This is a genomic window from Pseudaquabacterium rugosum (assembly GCF_038066575.1).
Lineage (GTDB): Bacteria > Pseudomonadota > Gammaproteobacteria > Burkholderiales > Burkholderiaceae_C > Pseudaquabacterium > Pseudaquabacterium rugosum.
In genome coordinates, this window is sequence record NZ_JBBUTF010000006.1 from 256,353 (window position 1) to 271,548 (window position 15,196).

The 15,196-nt window shown below is 71.3% G+C and carries 16 protein-coding genes; 3 read left to right on the forward strand and 13 right to left on the reverse strand.

The genetic code is table 11. The features are described from left to right. Window positions 1-3: 3 nt before the first annotated feature. The 6 genes from AACH11_RS08490 to AACH11_RS08515 form a co-directional block, all read right to left on the reverse strand. The gene (locus tag AACH11_RS08490; protein ID WP_341373782.1) at window positions 4-1,284 is read right to left on the reverse strand and encodes a TRAP transporter large permease subunit; all 1,281 of its coding nucleotides are present in this window, start codon (window positions 1,282-1,284) and stop codon (window positions 4-6) included. After that, entirely contained in the window at window positions 1,281-1,832 is a 552-nt protein-coding gene (locus AACH11_RS08495; protein WP_341373783.1) for a TRAP transporter small permease, read from the reverse strand. The genes AACH11_RS08490 and AACH11_RS08495 overlap by 4 nt, the downstream gene beginning before the upstream one ends. A 20-nt stretch (window positions 1,833-1,852) precedes the next feature. Further along, on the reverse strand, window positions 1,853-2,842 hold the full coding sequence (locus tag AACH11_RS08500; RefSeq protein WP_341373784.1) for a TRAP transporter substrate-binding protein: 990 nt from the start codon (window positions 2,840-2,842) through the stop codon (window positions 1,853-1,855). Window positions 2,843-2,915: 73 nt separating this feature from the next. Beyond that, window positions 2,916-3,908 carry a 2-hydroxyacid dehydrogenase gene (locus AACH11_RS08505; RefSeq protein ID WP_341373785.1) on the reverse strand — a complete coding sequence of 331 codons (993 nt, stop codon included), beginning with the start codon at window positions 3,906-3,908 and terminating at the stop codon, window positions 2,916-2,918. After that, window positions 3,905-5,152 (reverse strand): enolase C-terminal domain-like protein, encoded by a 1,248-nt coding sequence (locus AACH11_RS08510; RefSeq protein WP_341373786.1) that lies wholly within the window; start codon window positions 5,150-5,152, stop codon window positions 3,905-3,907. Before AACH11_RS08510 ends, AACH11_RS08505 begins: the two co-directional genes overlap by 4 nt. Window positions 5,153-5,158: 6 nt before the next feature. After that, on the reverse strand, window positions 5,159-5,941 hold the full coding sequence (locus tag AACH11_RS08515; RefSeq protein WP_341373787.1) for an SDR family oxidoreductase: 783 nt from the start codon (window positions 5,939-5,941) through the stop codon (window positions 5,159-5,161). Between the two features lie 134 nt (window positions 5,942-6,075). Between AACH11_RS08515 and AACH11_RS08520 the strand changes: the two genes are divergently transcribed. The 3 genes from AACH11_RS08520 (at window position 6,076) to AACH11_RS08530 (ending at window position 9,103) form a co-directional block, all read left to right on the forward strand. Next, the gene (locus AACH11_RS08520; RefSeq protein WP_341373788.1) at window positions 6,076-6,861 is read left to right on the forward strand and encodes a FadR/GntR family transcriptional regulator; all 786 of its coding nucleotides are present in this window, start codon (window positions 6,076-6,078) and stop codon (window positions 6,859-6,861) included. Between the two features lie 9 nt (window positions 6,862-6,870). Further along, the gene (gene dgoD, locus AACH11_RS08525) at window positions 6,871-8,019 is read left to right on the forward strand and encodes a galactonate dehydratase (RefSeq protein WP_341373789.1); all 1,149 of its coding nucleotides are present in this window, start codon (window positions 6,871-6,873) and stop codon (window positions 8,017-8,019) included. Window positions 8,020-8,128: 109 nt separating this feature from the next. Continuing rightward, window positions 8,129-9,103 (forward strand): helix-turn-helix domain-containing protein, encoded by a 975-nt coding sequence (locus AACH11_RS08530; protein ID WP_341373790.1) that lies wholly within the window; start codon window positions 8,129-8,131, stop codon window positions 9,101-9,103. Window positions 9,104-9,153: 50 nt separating this feature from the next. On the opposite strand, the gene AACH11_RS08535 is transcribed toward AACH11_RS08530, so the two are convergent. The 7 genes from AACH11_RS08535 to AACH11_RS08565 all read right to left on the reverse strand — a co-directional run bounded on the left by AACH11_RS08535 (window position 9,154) and on the right by AACH11_RS08565 (window position 15,172). After that, a complete protein-coding gene (locus AACH11_RS08535) occupies window positions 9,154-10,176 on the reverse strand; it encodes a zinc-dependent alcohol dehydrogenase (RefSeq protein ID WP_341373791.1) in 1,023 nt (340 codons plus the stop codon). A gap of 12 nt (window positions 10,177-10,188) precedes the next feature. Further along, window positions 10,189-11,016, reverse strand: a complete 828-nt coding sequence (locus AACH11_RS08540) for an SDR family NAD(P)-dependent oxidoreductase (RefSeq protein WP_341373792.1) — start codon at window positions 11,014-11,016, stop codon at window positions 10,189-10,191. Window positions 11,017-11,030: 14 nt separating this feature from the next. After that, window positions 11,031-11,564, reverse strand: a complete 534-nt coding sequence (locus AACH11_RS08545) for a 2,4'-dihydroxyacetophenone dioxygenase family protein (protein ID WP_341373793.1) — start codon at window positions 11,562-11,564, stop codon at window positions 11,031-11,033. Window positions 11,565-11,670: 106 nt separating this feature from the next. Next, entirely contained in the window at window positions 11,671-12,780 is a 1,110-nt protein-coding gene (locus tag AACH11_RS08550; RefSeq protein ID WP_341373794.1) for a branched-chain amino acid ABC transporter permease, read from the reverse strand. A 58-nt stretch (window positions 12,781-12,838) separates the two neighbouring features. Then, window positions 12,839-13,699, reverse strand: a complete 861-nt coding sequence (locus AACH11_RS08555; protein WP_341373795.1) for a branched-chain amino acid ABC transporter permease — start codon at window positions 13,697-13,699, stop codon at window positions 12,839-12,841. Then, window positions 13,686-14,438, reverse strand: a complete 753-nt coding sequence (locus AACH11_RS08560) for an ABC transporter ATP-binding protein (protein ID WP_341373796.1) — start codon at window positions 14,436-14,438, stop codon at window positions 13,686-13,688. Before AACH11_RS08560 ends, AACH11_RS08555 begins: the two co-directional genes overlap by 14 nt. Then, a complete protein-coding gene (locus AACH11_RS08565) occupies window positions 14,435-15,172 on the reverse strand; it encodes an ABC transporter ATP-binding protein (RefSeq protein WP_341373797.1) in 738 nt (245 codons plus the stop codon). The genes AACH11_RS08560 and AACH11_RS08565 overlap by 4 nt, the downstream gene beginning before the upstream one ends. Window positions 15,173-15,196 lie beyond the last annotated feature (24 nt).

Sequence of the window (15,196 nt, forward strand, 5' to 3'; positions counted from 1 at the left end):
GCATCAGCCCAGCATCCAGCGCATCGGTGCGAGCACCAGCGCGGGGAACAGGATCAGCAGCCCCAGCACGACGAGCTGGGACAGCAGGAACGGCCACACGCCGCGGATCACCTCGTGCATCGGGATGCGGCCCACGCCGCAGACGACGTTGAGCACGGTGCCCACGGGCGGGGTCAGCAGGCCGATGGCGTTGTTGATGATGAACAGGACGCCGAAGTACACCGGATCGATGCCGGCCTGGCGGACCAGGGGCATCAACACGGGCGTCAGGATCAGGACGGTGGGGGCGAAGTCCAGCGCCGTGCCGACCACCACCACCAGCAGCATCAGAAGAGCCATCAGCAGCCGCGGGCTGTCGTGGAACGGCTCCACCAGCGCCGCCACCTGGGCCGGGATGTTGGCGACCGTGATGAGCCATGCGGACACCAGCGCCGCGGCGACCAGGAACATCACGACCGCCGAGGTCTTGCCCGCCGCCAGCACGATGGCGTAGAGCTGCCGCGGGTGGATCTCGCGATAGATGAACATCCCGACCAGCAGCGCATAGACCACCGCCACCACGGCGGCCTCGGTCGGCGTGAAGACCCCGGCCTTCATGCCGCCGATGATGGTCACGGCCAGCAGGTAGCACCAGAACGCATCGGCGGTGACGCGCAGCCGCTCGCGCAGGGGCACCTTGGGCGCGACGCTCACGCGGTCGCTGCGGGCGACGATGCGCCAGGTCACCAGCAGGGCCAGGCCCATCAGCACGCCGGGCACGATGCCGGCCATGAACAGCTTGCTGATCGACACGCCGCCGATCACGCCGAACAGGATGAAGCCGATCGATGGCGGGATGACCGGCGCGATGATGCCGCCCGCGGCGATCAGGCCGGCCGAGCGGTCCATCCGGTAGCCCGCGTCGCGCATCATCGGCAGCAGCACCGCGGCCAGGGCGGCGGTGTCGGCCACCGCCGAGCCCGACAGGCTGGCCATCAGCAGCGCGGCGAAGACGGCGACGTAGCCCAGGCCGCCCTGCAGATGGCCGACCCACACCAGGGCCGACTGCACGATGCGCCGGCTCATGCCGCCGGCATTCATCAGCTCGCCCGCCAACATGAAGAAGGGCACGGCCATCAGCGGAAAGTTGTCGGCTCCGCTGATCAGGTTCTGCGAGACGATCTGGGTGTCGAACTGGTCGAGGTGCAGCATCAGCGCCACGCCCGAGACCAGCAGCGAGAACGCCAGCGGCATGCCCAGCGCCATGGCGCCGAGCAGCGACAGCACGAACACGGTGATCGTCATCGAGCGGCTCCTGCGGTGGTCGCCGGCGACGCGGGCGTGTGGCCCTCCTCGGCGTCCTGGACCTGGATCAGGTCGGCGTCGGTGATGTCGCCGCGCACCAGGCGCACCAGGTTGCCGAAGATCAGTCCGCCCATCGCGAGGCTGGCCACGTAGCCCACGCCATAGACCCAGATCATCGGCAGCTCGGTCACCGGCGACAGCGTGGTCGCGTGGATGCCGTGCTGCCGCCACGTGCCGTAGAACATCAGACCGCAGCAGCCGAGCATCATCAGGTTGCTCAGCGCGAAGCAGCCCATGCGGCCGGCGCGCGGCAGCACGCGGATCAGCGTGTCCAGCCCCAGGTGCGCGTTCTCGCGCAGCGCGATGATGGCGCCCAGGAAGGTGATCCAGATGAAGGCGAAGCGCGACAGCTCCTCGGAGAAGTCGATGCCGGTGTTGAAGCCGTAGCGCAGCACGACGTTGCCGAAGACCATCACCACCATGGCGGTCAACAGCAGCACCAGCAGCCCTTCGGCCAGCCGGAACAGCGCCTGTGTGAACGTGGTCATGCCGTCCCCGCGTGTCCGGCTCAGCGGGTGGCCTCGATGGCCTTGAGCAGGTCCGGTCCGTTCTTCTCGGCGAAGGTCTTGCCGATGGGCTCCGACACGATCTTCTGGAACGGCGCCATGTCCACGTTCTCGACCACCTGCATGCCGGCCTTCTTCAGCTCGGCCACCACCTTGGCCGCGTTGCCCGCGTTGAGCTCACGCTGGAAGCGGGCGGCGTCACGCGCTGAATCGACGATGGCCGTCTGGTAGGCCGGCGGCAGGCTGTCGAAGCGGGCCTTGTTCATCACCACGATCAGCGGCGAGTACACGTGGTTGCTGACGGTCAGGTGCTTCTGCACCTCGTGGAACTTGGCCGACAGGGTGACGTTGATCGGGTGCTCCTGCGCGTCGAAGGTGCCGGTCTCCAGCGCGGTGTAGAGCTCGCTGATGGGCATCGGCGACGGGTTCATGCCCAGCAGCTTGAAGGCCTGGATGTGGTACGGGTTGGGCGTCGAACGGATCTTCAGACCCTTGAGGTCATCGGGCGTGCGCACCGCACGGCGGTTGTTGGTGAAGGCGCGCCAGCCGTTCTCCCAGTAGGCCAGGCCCTTGAGGCCGTGGGGTTGCAGTTCGGCGAGCACGCCGCTGCCCACGCTGCCGTCCAGCACGGCATAGGCATGGGCTGCGCTGCGGAAGACGAAGGGCAACTCCATGGCCGCGGTGTGCGGCACGATGCCGTTGTAGTTGCTGGCCCCGCTGGAGACGATGTCGATCGTGCCGCCGCGGGCGCCGTTGATCATGGCCGCGTCGTTGCCGAGTTGGCCGGACGGGAAGACGGTGATCTCCACCTCGCCCCCCGTGCGCTGCTTGACCAGCTCGGCCAGCTTCAGCGCCGCCGCGTGCTGTCCGTCCGTCGTGGCCACCGAATGGGCCATCTTCAGGTTGAACCGCGCGGCCATGGCGCTGGGCGTCAGGACCACGGACAGGGCGGCCAGCGTGGCGGCGGCCAGGGAACGACGGACGGCATTCATGGGTGTGTCTCCAGTGGAATGGGGCGGGGGGCGGTCCGGCCGGGCGGATCTGCGTCGCGCTCCGGCCGGCCGTTCAGGCCGGGGTGGCCGCGCGGACCACGTGGTCCAGCGGGTGTCCGCGGACCAGGCGCGCGATGTTGTCGGCGATGGTCTGCTGACGGCGACGGACGGTGCCTTCCGTCCAGCCGCTCATGTGCGGTGTCATGGTGACGTTGGGCAGGGTGCGGAAGTCCAGCCGGGACGGTGCGCAGGTCGACCGCTCGGCGTTCGGGTACTGGTACCAGGTGTCGATCACCGCGCCGCCGAGATGGCCGCTGGACAGCGCACCGTGCAGCGCGGCCTCGTCGATCACCGGGCCGCGCCCGACATTGATCACCCAGGCGCCGCGCGGCAGCGCCGACAGCAGGTCGGCATTGACCAGGCCCTGCGTCTGCGGCGTCAGTGGCAGGGTCACGACCAGCACGTCCAGGCCGGCCAGGAACGGCGTCAGCTCGGTCAGCGACCAGGCCTGATGGACCTGCGGGTCGCGCACCGGGCTGCGGTTGGCCGCATGCACCCGCATGCCGAAGGCACGGGCCCGTGGCGCCAGGGCCTGGGCAATGTGGCCATAGCCCAGCAGTCCGAGCGTCTGGCCGCCCAGTTCGCTGCGCAGCGCACCCGGTCGGCCGGCCCACCAGGTCCAGCGGTCCTGGCGCAGGTCGGCGTCGGCGACCGCCAGTGGCACATGGCGCTGCAGCAGCGCCGCGAACACGTACTCCGCGATCGCCTGTTCATGGCCGTGGCAGTTGCACAGCGCGGTCGTGGCCGGCAGCCGGCGGGTGTCGATGGCGTCGGTGCCCGCCGCCGGGGCGTGGAACAGGCGCGCGGCGGCCGGCGCCGGCAGCGTGTCGTCGAGCCGGATGCCGACGATGACGTCGGCGCGGGCGTAGGCCTCGCGCTCGCCGGGGCCGGACAGGTCGTCGCTGAGGTCCAGCACGGTGTGGCCCGGCTCGATCAGCCGCTCGAAGCCGGCGCGGAAGTTGGCCGCGTTCTGCCCGTGGAAGGCGATCGTCAGTCCGTGTGTCATGGCGTGTGCAGGCTGCCGTCGGGCAGTCGGGTCTGGGTCCAGGTGGTGATGCCGGCCGTGCAGGGGTGGCGGGCCGCGGCCGCTTCGTTCAGCTCGACGCCCAGGCCCGGTCGGTCGCTGGGGTAGACATGGCCCGCGCGGCATTCGGGCAGGCCCGGGAACACCTCCAGCAGCGCCGATCCGGATCCGCTGATCTCCTGGATCACGCCGTTGGGCGGTTCGATGCCGGACCACTCCTGGATGCCGAAGTTGCGGGCCACCAGGTCGAGGTGGATGTTGGCGGCGTGGCCGACCGGTGACAGGTCGCCGGGGCCGTGCCAGGCGGTGCGCACGCCGTGGGTCTCGGCCACCAGCTGCAGCTTGCGGGTGGGCGTGATGCCGCCGAGCTGGCTGGGATGCACGCGGATGAAGTCGATCAGGCGCTCGGTCAGCAGCGTGCGCCATTCCAGCGGGTGGTTGAACAGCTCGCCCTGGGCCAGCGGCGTGCGGGTCTGCTCACGCAGGCGGCGCAGCCAGTCACCCTGTTCCAGCGGGATCGCGTCCTCCAGGAAGAACAGCTCGTGCGGCTCCAGCAGCTTCGCCAGACGGATCGCATCGGTCGGATGCAGGCGCTCGTGCACGTCGTGGCACAGCTCGACGTCGAAGCCGACCCGTTCGCGCAGCACATCGAACAGGCGCACCGTCTCGCGGATGTAGCGGCGCGGGTCGAGGTAGATGCCGTCGCGCGACTGCTCGGGCGCGCCGGCCGGCGCCGGACCGAAGGCGCCGCCGCCGTAGCCGCCGCTCTGGCAGCGGATGTGGCCGACGCCCTGCTCGCGCAGGCGGGCGATGCTGTCGGTCAGCTCGGCCAGATCACGTCCTTCGGCATGGCGGTAGACCGGCACACCGGTGCGGACCTGCCCGCCAAACAACTGGTACAGCGGCAGGCCGGCCTGCTTGCCCTTGATGTCCCACAGCGCCATGTCGACGCCGGAGATCGCGTTGTTCTCGATCGGGCCGTTGCGCCAGTAGGCGTTCTGGTGCATCAGCTGCCACAGCTCCTCGATGGCCTCGGCGCTGCGGCCCACCAGCAGGGGCTTGAGGTACTGCTCGACGACGCACTGCACGGCCAGATGCCGGTAGGCGAAGGTGGCGCAGCCCAGTCCGGTCAGGCCGGGCTGGTTCGTCTCGATCCGGACCACCAGCAGGTTGATGCCCTGCGGCGCGGTCGCGATCGTCCGGATGTCGGTGATGAGGACGGACATGGGGTGTCAGAGCACGGAGAGCCAGCCGCCATCGACATAGATGATCTGGCCGTTGACGTAGTTGGAGGCGGACGAGGCGAGGTAGACGGCGGTGCCGACGAGCTCCTCCGGGCGACCCCAGCGCTGGGCCGGGTTGCTGGCCTTGACCCAGGCGTCGAAGTCCGGGTTGTTGACCAGGGCGGTGTTCATCTCGGTCAGGATGTAGCCCGGGCCGATGGCGTTGGCCTGGATGTCGTGCCGGGCCCATTCGGCGGCCATCGCCTTGGACAGCAGCTTGATGCCACCCTTGGCCACCGTGTAGGGCGCGACGGTGGCGCGCGCGGCCTCGCTGGTCAGCGAGCCGATGTTGATGATCTTGCCGCCCCGGCCGCGCTCGATCATGCGGCGCGCGGCTTCCCGCCCGACCAGGAAAGCGGCGGTCAGGTTGGTGTCGATCACCCTTTGCCAGTCGGCCAGGGCCAGCTCGACCATCGGCTGGCGGTGCTGGATGCCGGCGTTGTTGACCAGGATGTCGACCGTCAGGCCCTGCCGGTCCAGCGCGGCGAAGGCCTGGGCGACGGCGGCTTCGTCGGTGACGTCGAAGGCGGCGCCGAAAGCCTGCAGACCGTCGGCCCGCAGGGTGGCCACGGCGGTGTCGATGGCCTCGGGCTGGCGGCCGTTCAGGATGACGCGGGCACCCGCGCCGGCCAGGCCGCGGGCCAGCGCGAGCCCGATGCCACGGGTGGCGCCGGTGACCAGCGCGGTCTTGCCCGTCAGATCGAACAGGGCGGGGGAGGAAGCGGTCTGCATGTCATCCACTTTATATGACGTATGATGTTTGAATCCCCGGGGCAACCCTGATGGGTCTATGCATGGCGTGCCATCATCAGAGAAACGTCCACGCCGGACCGCTGGCGTACATATGACGTTCTAGAATGCGGCCGATGGTCACCCGCCCCGCCACCGCCCGCGCCACTTTCCAGGAACAGGTCGTCGACCAGCTCGGCGCCGAGATCTGTGCCGGCCAGTGGCAGCCCGGGCAGATCCTGCCCTCGGAGCCCGAGCTGTGCACCCGCTTCGGCTACTCCCGCATCGTCATCCGCGAGGCGATCAAGTCGCTCGTCTCCAAGGGCATGCTCAAGGTCGGGCGGCGCTTCGGCACGCTGGTGCTGGAGCCGGCCTGCTGGAACCTGTTCGATCCGCAGGTGATCGCCTGGCGGGCGACCCATGCGGCGCTGGACGGCACCATGTCGCGCGATCTGCTGGAGCTGCGCCGCGTCGTCGAGCCGGCCGCCGTGCGCATGGCCGCGCTGCGTGCCAGCGAGGCCGAGCGGCGGGCACTGCGTGCGGCCTACATGGCGATGGCCCGGGCCGTGGTCGGCAAGGGCAACTACATCGAGGCCGATCTGGCCTTCCACGGCACCATCCTGCTGGCCTGCGGCAACCAGTACCTGCGCCAGATGCAGGAGGCCATGTCGGCGATGCTGGAGGCCAACTTCGAGATCGTCACCCAGAAAGTGGGCGGCACGGCCGTCTCGCTGCCCTTGCACGAGGCCGTGTGCGTGGCGATCGAGCAGGGGGATCCGGTGGCCGCCGAGCGTGCGGCGCTGGCCCTGATCGACCAGTCCGAGCGCGACCTCAAGGAGCTGATCGACGCCGGCGCGGTGCGCCAGCGGGGTGCCCCGCGCGCGCCGGGGCGGCCCGCGCGGGGTGAGCCGCAGGCCGGTTGAAGGGCGATCATGCGCATCACGCGTCTGTCGACGTTCCGCGTGGCGCCGCGGTGGATGTTCCTGAAGGTCGAGACCGACGAAGGGCTGACCGGCTGGGGTGAGCCGGTGCTCGAAGGACGCGCGCTCACCGTCGAGGCCGCGGTCCACGAGCTGGGCCAGACCCTGATCGGCCGCGATCCGATGCGGATCAACGACCACTGGCAGTCGATGTACCGCCATCACTTCTACCGCGGTGGCGCGGTGCTGATGAGCGCGATCGCCGGCATCGACCAGGCGCTGTGGGACATCAAGGGCAAGGCCCTCGGCGTGCCCGTGCACGAGCTGTTGGGCGGGCGGGTGCGCGACCGCATGAAGGTCTACAGCTGGGTCGGCGGCGACCGGCCGGCCGACGTGGTCGAGCAGATCCGGCGCCTGGTCGAGGGTGGCTTCGACACCTTCAAGCTCAACGGCTGCGAGGAGATGGCGATGGTCGATTCGGTGCGGGCCGTCGACCGTGCGCTGGCGGTGGTCGACGAGGTGCGCCGGGTCTTCGGCACCCGCATCGATTTCGGGCTGGACTTCCACGGCCGGGTCGCGCTGCCGATGGCCCGGCCGCTGCTCAGGGCGCTGGAGCCCTACCGGCCGCTGTTCGTCGAGGAGCCGGTGCTGGCCGAACAGGCCGAGCACTATCCGGCGCTGGCCGCGGCCACCGCCATTCCGCTGGCCGCCGGCGAACGCATGTACTCGCGCTTCGAGTTCAAGCACGTGTTCCAGCGCGGTGGCATCGCGATCGTGCAGCCCGATCTCTCGCATGCGGGCGGCATCACCGAATGCCACAAGATCGCCGCCATGGCCGAGGCCCATGACGTGGCGCTCGCCCCGCACTGCCCGCTGGGCCCGGTGGCGCTGGCGGCCTGTCTGCAGCTCGATTTCGTCGCCTGGAACGCCGTGCTGCAGGAGCAGAGCATGGGCATCCACTACAACGAGGGCGCCGAGCTGCTGGACTATGTGTCCAACCGCGACGACTTCCGCATCGAGCAGGGCTGCATCGCGGCCTTGCCCGGCCCGGGGCTGGGTGTCGTGATCGATGAGGACCGTGTCCGTGAGGCCGCGGCCCGCGCGCCCGACTGGCACAACCCGATGTGGCGCCACGCGGACGGCAGCGTGGCCGAGTGGTGAGGCCGCAGAAGGCGCGTCGCTCCGTACAACTGCCGATCGGCACCCCTGCCCCGCTCTGCTCCAATCGTCCGCTCATCGGCCACGTCGGCCGTCGTCCGCGACGAGAGCCATGCCCGCAGCCGTACGCCAGCGCCTGATCTTCGACACCCGGACCCTGCGGCCCGAGGACCGGGTCGCCTACTGGGAGAGCCAGTGCCGCGACAACGTGGTCAGCCTGCGCTGCTCGCCCCATGCCGAGGAGGGGCTGGTGGCGCGCCAGGTCTGCGTCGAGGCCGGGGCGCTGCGCCTGGGCAAGACCAGCGCCAATGCGCACGTGATCGAGCGCACGCCGCAGATGATCCGCGCCCATCCGCAGGAATCGGTCTTCGTCAACGTGGTGCTGCGCGGTGGCACCTTCACCTACCAGCGCGGCCACTGTGCCAAGCTGCAGCCGCAGGAGGCGCTGGTCTATGACGCGCGCCATCCCTACCTGATCGGCGGCGGGCCGGATTTCGAGCTGCTGCACATCGATCTGCCGGTGGCGCTGTTCCACCGCCATCTGCTGCGCGACGATCTCGCGCTGCCGCTGCAGATCGACGGCCATGACCGCACCGCGCAGCTGTATCTGCGCACGCTGTCGCGGCTGGTGCTGGCCCATGTCGACGGGCCCGAGCAGGCCGGGGCGGCCCCTGAGGTCGAGCTGCAGGTCTGCGACCTGCTCGCCGCGCTGCTGCGGCAGTCGCGCGAGGGGGCGGCGCCGCTGTCGACGCTGTCGGCCGGCCATCTGCTGGCGGCCAAGGCCTACATCGACGAGCACCTGGACGACGACGGCCTGCAGGCCGCCGAGGTGGCGCAGGCCGTCGGCATCTCCGAGCGCCATCTGCGCCGGCTGTTCGCGGCGCAGGACGGCACGCTGGCCGACCATCTGATGGCCCGGCGTCTGGATCTGGCCCATCGCCTGCTGCGCGAGTCCGCGCAGCGCGGGGCCACCGTGGCCGAGATCGCCTACCGCTGCGGCTTCGCCAGCGCCGCACACTTCGCGCGTTGCTTCAAGCTGCGCTTCGGCCTGACGCCGACCGAGCTGCGGCGCCAGGCCGGGCACTGAAGACTTGGCCCGGCCTGCCCGGCCGGCCGCGGTGCCGGCGGCTGCCCCGGCTACGGCGCCGCGCCCACCGCATGCGGATCGACCAGCACCTTGCACTGCGTGCTGCGCTGCTTCAGCGCCTCGAAGGCCTGCGGCAGCTGGTCGAGCGACACCGTCTCGCTGACCAGCAGCTGCGGCGCGACGCGGCCGGCGTCCAGCGCGCGGATCGCGGTATCGAACTCGTGCAGGTCGAAGAAGACGCTCATCACCAGCGTCACCTCCTTGCTGATCGCGCGGAAGCTGTCGAGGTGGTCGCGCGGCGTGCACAGGCCCAGCACCAGCACCGTGCCGCGGGGGCGCACGAGGCCGATGCAGTGGTCGATCAGGCCGGGCTTGCCCACGCACTCGAAGACGATGTCGGGCTCGCCGCCCAGCTGCTCGCGCACGCGCACGGCCTGCTCGGCGTCGGCGGCGATGAAGGCGTCCAGGCCGAGTGCCAGCGCCCGCTCGCGCTGGTGCGGCGCCAGGTCGGTGATGGCCACGCGGGCGGCACCCAGGCGGCGCGCCCACCAGCCCACGGCCAGACCGATGGCCCCGGCGCCGACCACCAGCACGCGGTCGCCGGGCTTCAGGCCGGCGCGCAGCACGCCGTGCAGCGCGACGGCCAGCGGCTCGGCCAGCGCGCCATCGGCCGGCGAGATGCCCCAGGGCAGCGGCCGGCACTGGCGTGCGGCCACGGCCGCGTACTGGGCATAGCCGCCGCCCACCAGCTGCATCCGGGGGCACAGGGCCGGGCGGCCGGCGTGGCAGGCCGGGCAGTCGCCGCAGCCGTGCAGCGGCGCGACGGTGACGGCGTCGCCCGGGCGCAGGCCGCGCACGTCGGCGCCCACCTCCAGCACCTCACCCGAGATCTCGTGGCCCAGCACGTCGCCGGCCTGGGCGCCGAACACCGGGTCCTCGGTGATGTGCAGATCGCTGCCGCAGATGCCGCAGCGGCAGACCTTCAGCAGCACGCCGTCGCGGCCGGGCCGTGGCGTGTCCACCGAGGCCAGGCGCAGCGGGCGGTGCAGGGCGTCGAACAGGACGGCGCGCATGGGCGGGCTCCTTCAGTCGGTGCGGCCGAGCATCTGGCCGCCATCGATCACGATCTGGGCGCCGGTCACGTAGCTCGACGCGCGGGAGGCGAGGAACAGCGCCAGCGGCTTGATCTCGTCGGTCTCGGCCACGCGGTGCTGGGGCACGCGGGTCTCGAAGGCGCGGCGGTCGGCGGCGTGGCGCAGCCGCCCGCCAGCGATGTTGGTGACGAAGGGCCCGGGCGCGATGGCGTTGACGCGGATGCCGTGGCGGGCCAGCTCCATCGCCGCCTGACGCACGAGTGAGGCGGCACCGGCCTTGGCCGGCATGTAGGGCGTGCCGACGATGGCCTCGTTGATGATCGCCGCGTTCGAGGTGGTGACGATGATGCTGCCGCTGCCCTGCGGCTTCATGCGCCGCACCGCCGCGCGCAGCGTGGTGAACACGCTGCCGAGGTTGGTGGCGATGACGGCGTCCCAGTGCGCCTCGTCCAGCGTCTCCAGCGCGCCCTCGGGGTTGCGCTGGTGGTCCGGCGTCAGGAAGCCGGGGCCGGCATCGATGCCGGCGTTGGCGAAGACCACGTCCAGTCGCTCGCCCTGGGCGACGGCCGTGCGCTCGAAGGCGGCGTACAGCGCGGCGCGCTCGGTGACGTCGACCGCTTCGGCCCGCACACGGGCGCCGGCCTCGGCCAGGCGGGCGCAGGCGCGGTCCAGGCCGGCGGCGTCGCGGTCCATCAGCGTGACGAGGGCGCCGTGTTCGGCCATCACCTCGGCATAGGCCAGGCCGATGCCGCTGGCCGCGCCGGTGACGGCGCAGGACAGGCCCCGCACGTCGAAGGTCTGGAGGGTGGGCGTGAGCATGGGCGGGCTCCGGCTCAGATGAACAGCGCCTGGTTGATCGGCAGGCCGTGCTCGCGGCAGTGGGTCACGTAGTGGTTGATGAACCAGAACACGTCCACCGTTTCCAGATACTTCCCCTGATCGTCGAAGAACTCGATCGGGCCGTTGAGCCAGAACATCGCCTTCATGCCGTTCGGATCGTCCGAGTACAGCGTGTGGTGCGTGCCCGGGGTCTCGTAGACGAAGCTGCCGGGGGTGGCGATCCAGTCGTACTCGTAGTAGCCCCAGCTGCCTTCCAGGGTGACGGCCGAGACGTGGCCGCGGTGGCGGTGGGTGCCGATGCGCCCGCCGCCCTTGACCCACAGGATGTTGGCGGCCATGCCCTGGCGCACGTCGAAGGCCAGATGGCGGATGGCCGCGCTCTCGCCGAAGGGCACCCAGGGCGAATCGGCCTCGCTGGCGCCGATGAAGCCGCCTTCGAGCGCGTACTCCTGGACGATGGCCTCGTGGGGCTGGGGCGGCAGGGTGACGATGCCGGGGTGGCGGCGCGGCGGGGTCATCGTGGTCATGGTGTTGTCTCCTCAGGTGGTGGGCCGCCTCAGGGGCGGACGGTCGGGGTCGAATGGGCGCAACAGTGGGCGCAACGGTGGGCGGGCGACCCGGGCGCGGGGCGGCTCAGGCCGCGTCGTCGCCGCGCCGCAGGCGCCTGCGCAGGGCGAACCAGGGCGCGTCGACGCGCCGGCTCCACAGCCCCCACAGGCCCTTGGGCGCGAACAGCGCGACGGCGATCGTCATCAGGCCGAGCGCAACCATGTAGGTGGCGCCGTACTGGCCGAACAGGCGGTCGGCCGCGAAGTACAGGACGGCGCCGATCAGCGGCCCCTCGATCGAGCCGATGCCGCCGACCATCACGATGAAGATGCAGATCGACGACCAGTTGACGTCGTAGGCCGCGGCCGGCGAGATGCGCAGCGCGCTGAGGTAGTAGACGACGCCGACCAGACCGGTGCCCACGGCGGCAGCCAGCCAGATCAGCAGGCGCAGGCGCCGCACGTCGACACCCTGGCTGGCGGCTGCCACCGGGTTGTCGCGCAGCGCCGTCAGCGCCAGACCGTGGCGTGAGCGCAGCAGCCAGAGGCTGCCGCCCACCGTCAGCACCAGCATCGCGGCGGCCAGCCACACGGTGCCCAGCTCGCGGGTGCCGGCCTCGTGCTGTGCCATCGCGCGCAGCGTCATGCCCGAGCCGCTGCCCACCGCGTCCTGGGTCGAGGTCCACAGCCGCAGCACCTCGGCCACCACCCAGGTGCCGATCGAGAAGTAGGGGCCGTCCAGACGGTGCAGCAGCGCATGGGCCGGCACGGCCACCAGCAGCGGCAGCAGCAGGGCCAGCGGTGCGGCCAGGAAGGGATCGAGCCCGGCACGCTCGGACAGCACGAACAGCGCGTAGCCGCCCAACCCGATGAAGGCCTGCTGGCCGACCGAGACCATGCCGCCATAGCCGGCCAGCAGGTTCCACATCTGGGCCAGCGCGATGTAGCAGGCCAGCTCCACCACCGAGCGCATCAGCCCGGCATCGGCCCACCAGGGCAGGCTGAGCATGACCAGCAGCGCGGTGACGGCCAGGGTGCCGCCGATGCGGCTGGAGCGGGTGTGGCGCTCGACGACGGGGCCGGCCGCGGGCGTGCCGACAGGCCCGGGGCGTGTGGCCGGTGTCGGTGGGCCGGACGGCGCCGGCGTTGCCGGCTCCACGGTGGCGAGGGCGGCGGTGACGACGTTCGGGGTCATCGGACGATGTCTCCTGAGAATTGGAGTTGGGTTGGCGAGGGCGGCCGCTGGCCCGTGCTCAGGCCCGCCGCGCCATCAGGCCCTGCGGCCGCAGCGCCAGCACGGCGAGGAAGACCAGGTGGCCGGCCAGCACGCCCCAGCCCGCGTCCAGCCGGAAGCCGATGGCCTGGGCCACGCCCAGCACCATCGCGCCCAGGAAGGCGCCCCAGACCGAGCCCATGCCGCCGATGATCACGGCCTCGAAGGCGTAGATCAGCTGCGCCGGCCCGTCCGACGGCGAGACGGTGGCCCGCAGCGACTGGCCGACGGCCGCCACCCCCAGCAGGCCGACCGCGATGGCGGTGGCCACCGCGTAGACGCGCCGCGTGTCCAGCCCGGTGAGGGCCGCGGCCTCCGGATCGGCTGCGGCGGCGCGCAGGGCGCGGCCGAAAGCGGTCAGACGCAGGCTCAGGTCCAGCCCGGCGCTCATCAGCAGTGCGGCGACGAAGATCAGCAGCGGCAGCATGCCGACGTACAGCGGGCCGACGGCCAGGCTCTCGGCCTCCAGCCCGTCGCCGGGCAGCGAGCGGGTGTCGGCCGACCAGATCTGCAGCATCGCGTTCTGCAGCGCGATCGACAGGCCGAAGGTGGCGATCAGCGAGGGCAGCGGATCGCTGCCCAGCACGCGGTCGAGCAGCAGACGCTGCAGCAGCAGGCCCGCCACCGCGGCGATGGGCACCAGCAGCGCCACCACCGCACCCGGGCCGAGGCCGAAGCCGGCGGCCAGCGTGATGCCCAGCAGCGCCAGCAGCATCACCATGTCGCCGTGCGCGGTGTTGACGATGCGCATGACGCCGAACATCAGCGCCATGCCGAGCGCGTACTGGGCATAGGTGCCGCCCAGCAGCAGGCCCTGGACCAGGGCATCAAGCCATTGCATGGTGGGCTCCGTGATCGGTGGTGCCGAAGTAGGCCTGGGCGATGGCCTCGCGCGGGATCGCGGCCGAGGCGCCCTGCAGCGTGATGCGGCCCTCCAGCAGGCAGTACAGGCGCTGCGAGGCGCGCTGGGCCAGCGCCACGTCCTGCTCGACGACGACGATGGCGGTGCCAGCGGCGGCGATGCCCGGCAGCGCCGCATAGATCTCGCGGATCACCAGCGGGGCCAGGCCCAGCGACAGCTCGTCGCACAGCAGCAGGCGCGGCTGCAGCAGCAGCGCGCGGCCGATGGCCACCATCTGCTGCTGGCCGCCGGACAGCGATTCCACCGGCACCCTCGCCTTGCTGGCCAGGGCCGGAAACAGTGCGTGCAGCCGCTCCAGTGTCCAGGCCTCGCCGTGGGCCCGGACCCTCAGCTTGCGCGCCTGGTCGATGGCCACGCGCAGGTTGTCCTCGACCGTCATGCCGGCGAACAGGCGCCGGCCCTCGGGCACCAGGGCGACACCTCGGCGCACCATCTCGTGCGGGGCCTGGCCGCCGACGTCCTGGCCGTCCAGCCGCACCATGCCGGGGGCCACCGGCAGCAGGCCACACAGGCTGCGCAACAGGGTGCTCTTGCCGGCGCCGTTGGCGCCGATCAGCGCCACCACCTCGCCGGCGGCCACCTGCAGGTCGAGACCGAACAGGGCCTGGAAATCGCCGTAGCGCGCGACCAGGCCCTGGGTGGACAACAGCGTGCTCATGCCTCGATCCCCATGTAGACGCGCCGCACGTCGGCCTGGGCCATCACGTCGGCGGGCAGGCCGTCGGCGATCTTCTCGCCGAAGTTCAGCACCACCAGGCGGTCGGCCACCGCCATCAGCGCGTGCAGCACGTGCTCGATCCAGACCACCGTCACCTGCTGCTCGCGGATGCGGCGCACCAGGCCGACCAGCAGGCGCGATTCCTCGTCGGTCAACCCACCGGCGATCTCGTCGAGCAGCAGCAGGCGCGGCCCGCTGGCCAACGCACGGGCCAGCTCCAGCCGCTTGCGGTCGAGCAGCGGCAATCCGCCGGCCAACTGGTTGGCCTTCGGGCCCAGGCCGCAGTCCTCCAGGATGCGGGCGCAGCGGGCATTGGCCGCCGCCTCGGCCTGCCGGCCGCCGAACATCGCGGCCACCAGCAGGTTCTCGAACACCGTCATGCCGCCATAGGGGCGCGGCACCTGGTAGGTGCGGCCGATGCCCAGCCGGCAGCGCTCGAACGGGCGCTGGCCGTCCAGGGTGCGGCCCTCGAAGGCCAGCGTGCCGGCATCGGGCCGCACATCGCCGCTGATCAGGTTGAACAGCGTGGTCTTGCCCGCGCCGTTGGGACCGAGCACGCCCAGCACCTCACCGGGACGCACCTCAAGATCGACGTCATGGATCACCTGCACCGCGCCGTAGGACTTGCACAGTCCGCGCGCGCGCAGCAGCGGGGTTTCGGGGGCCTGGGCCATGGTGGACCGCACTCCGTTCGGATG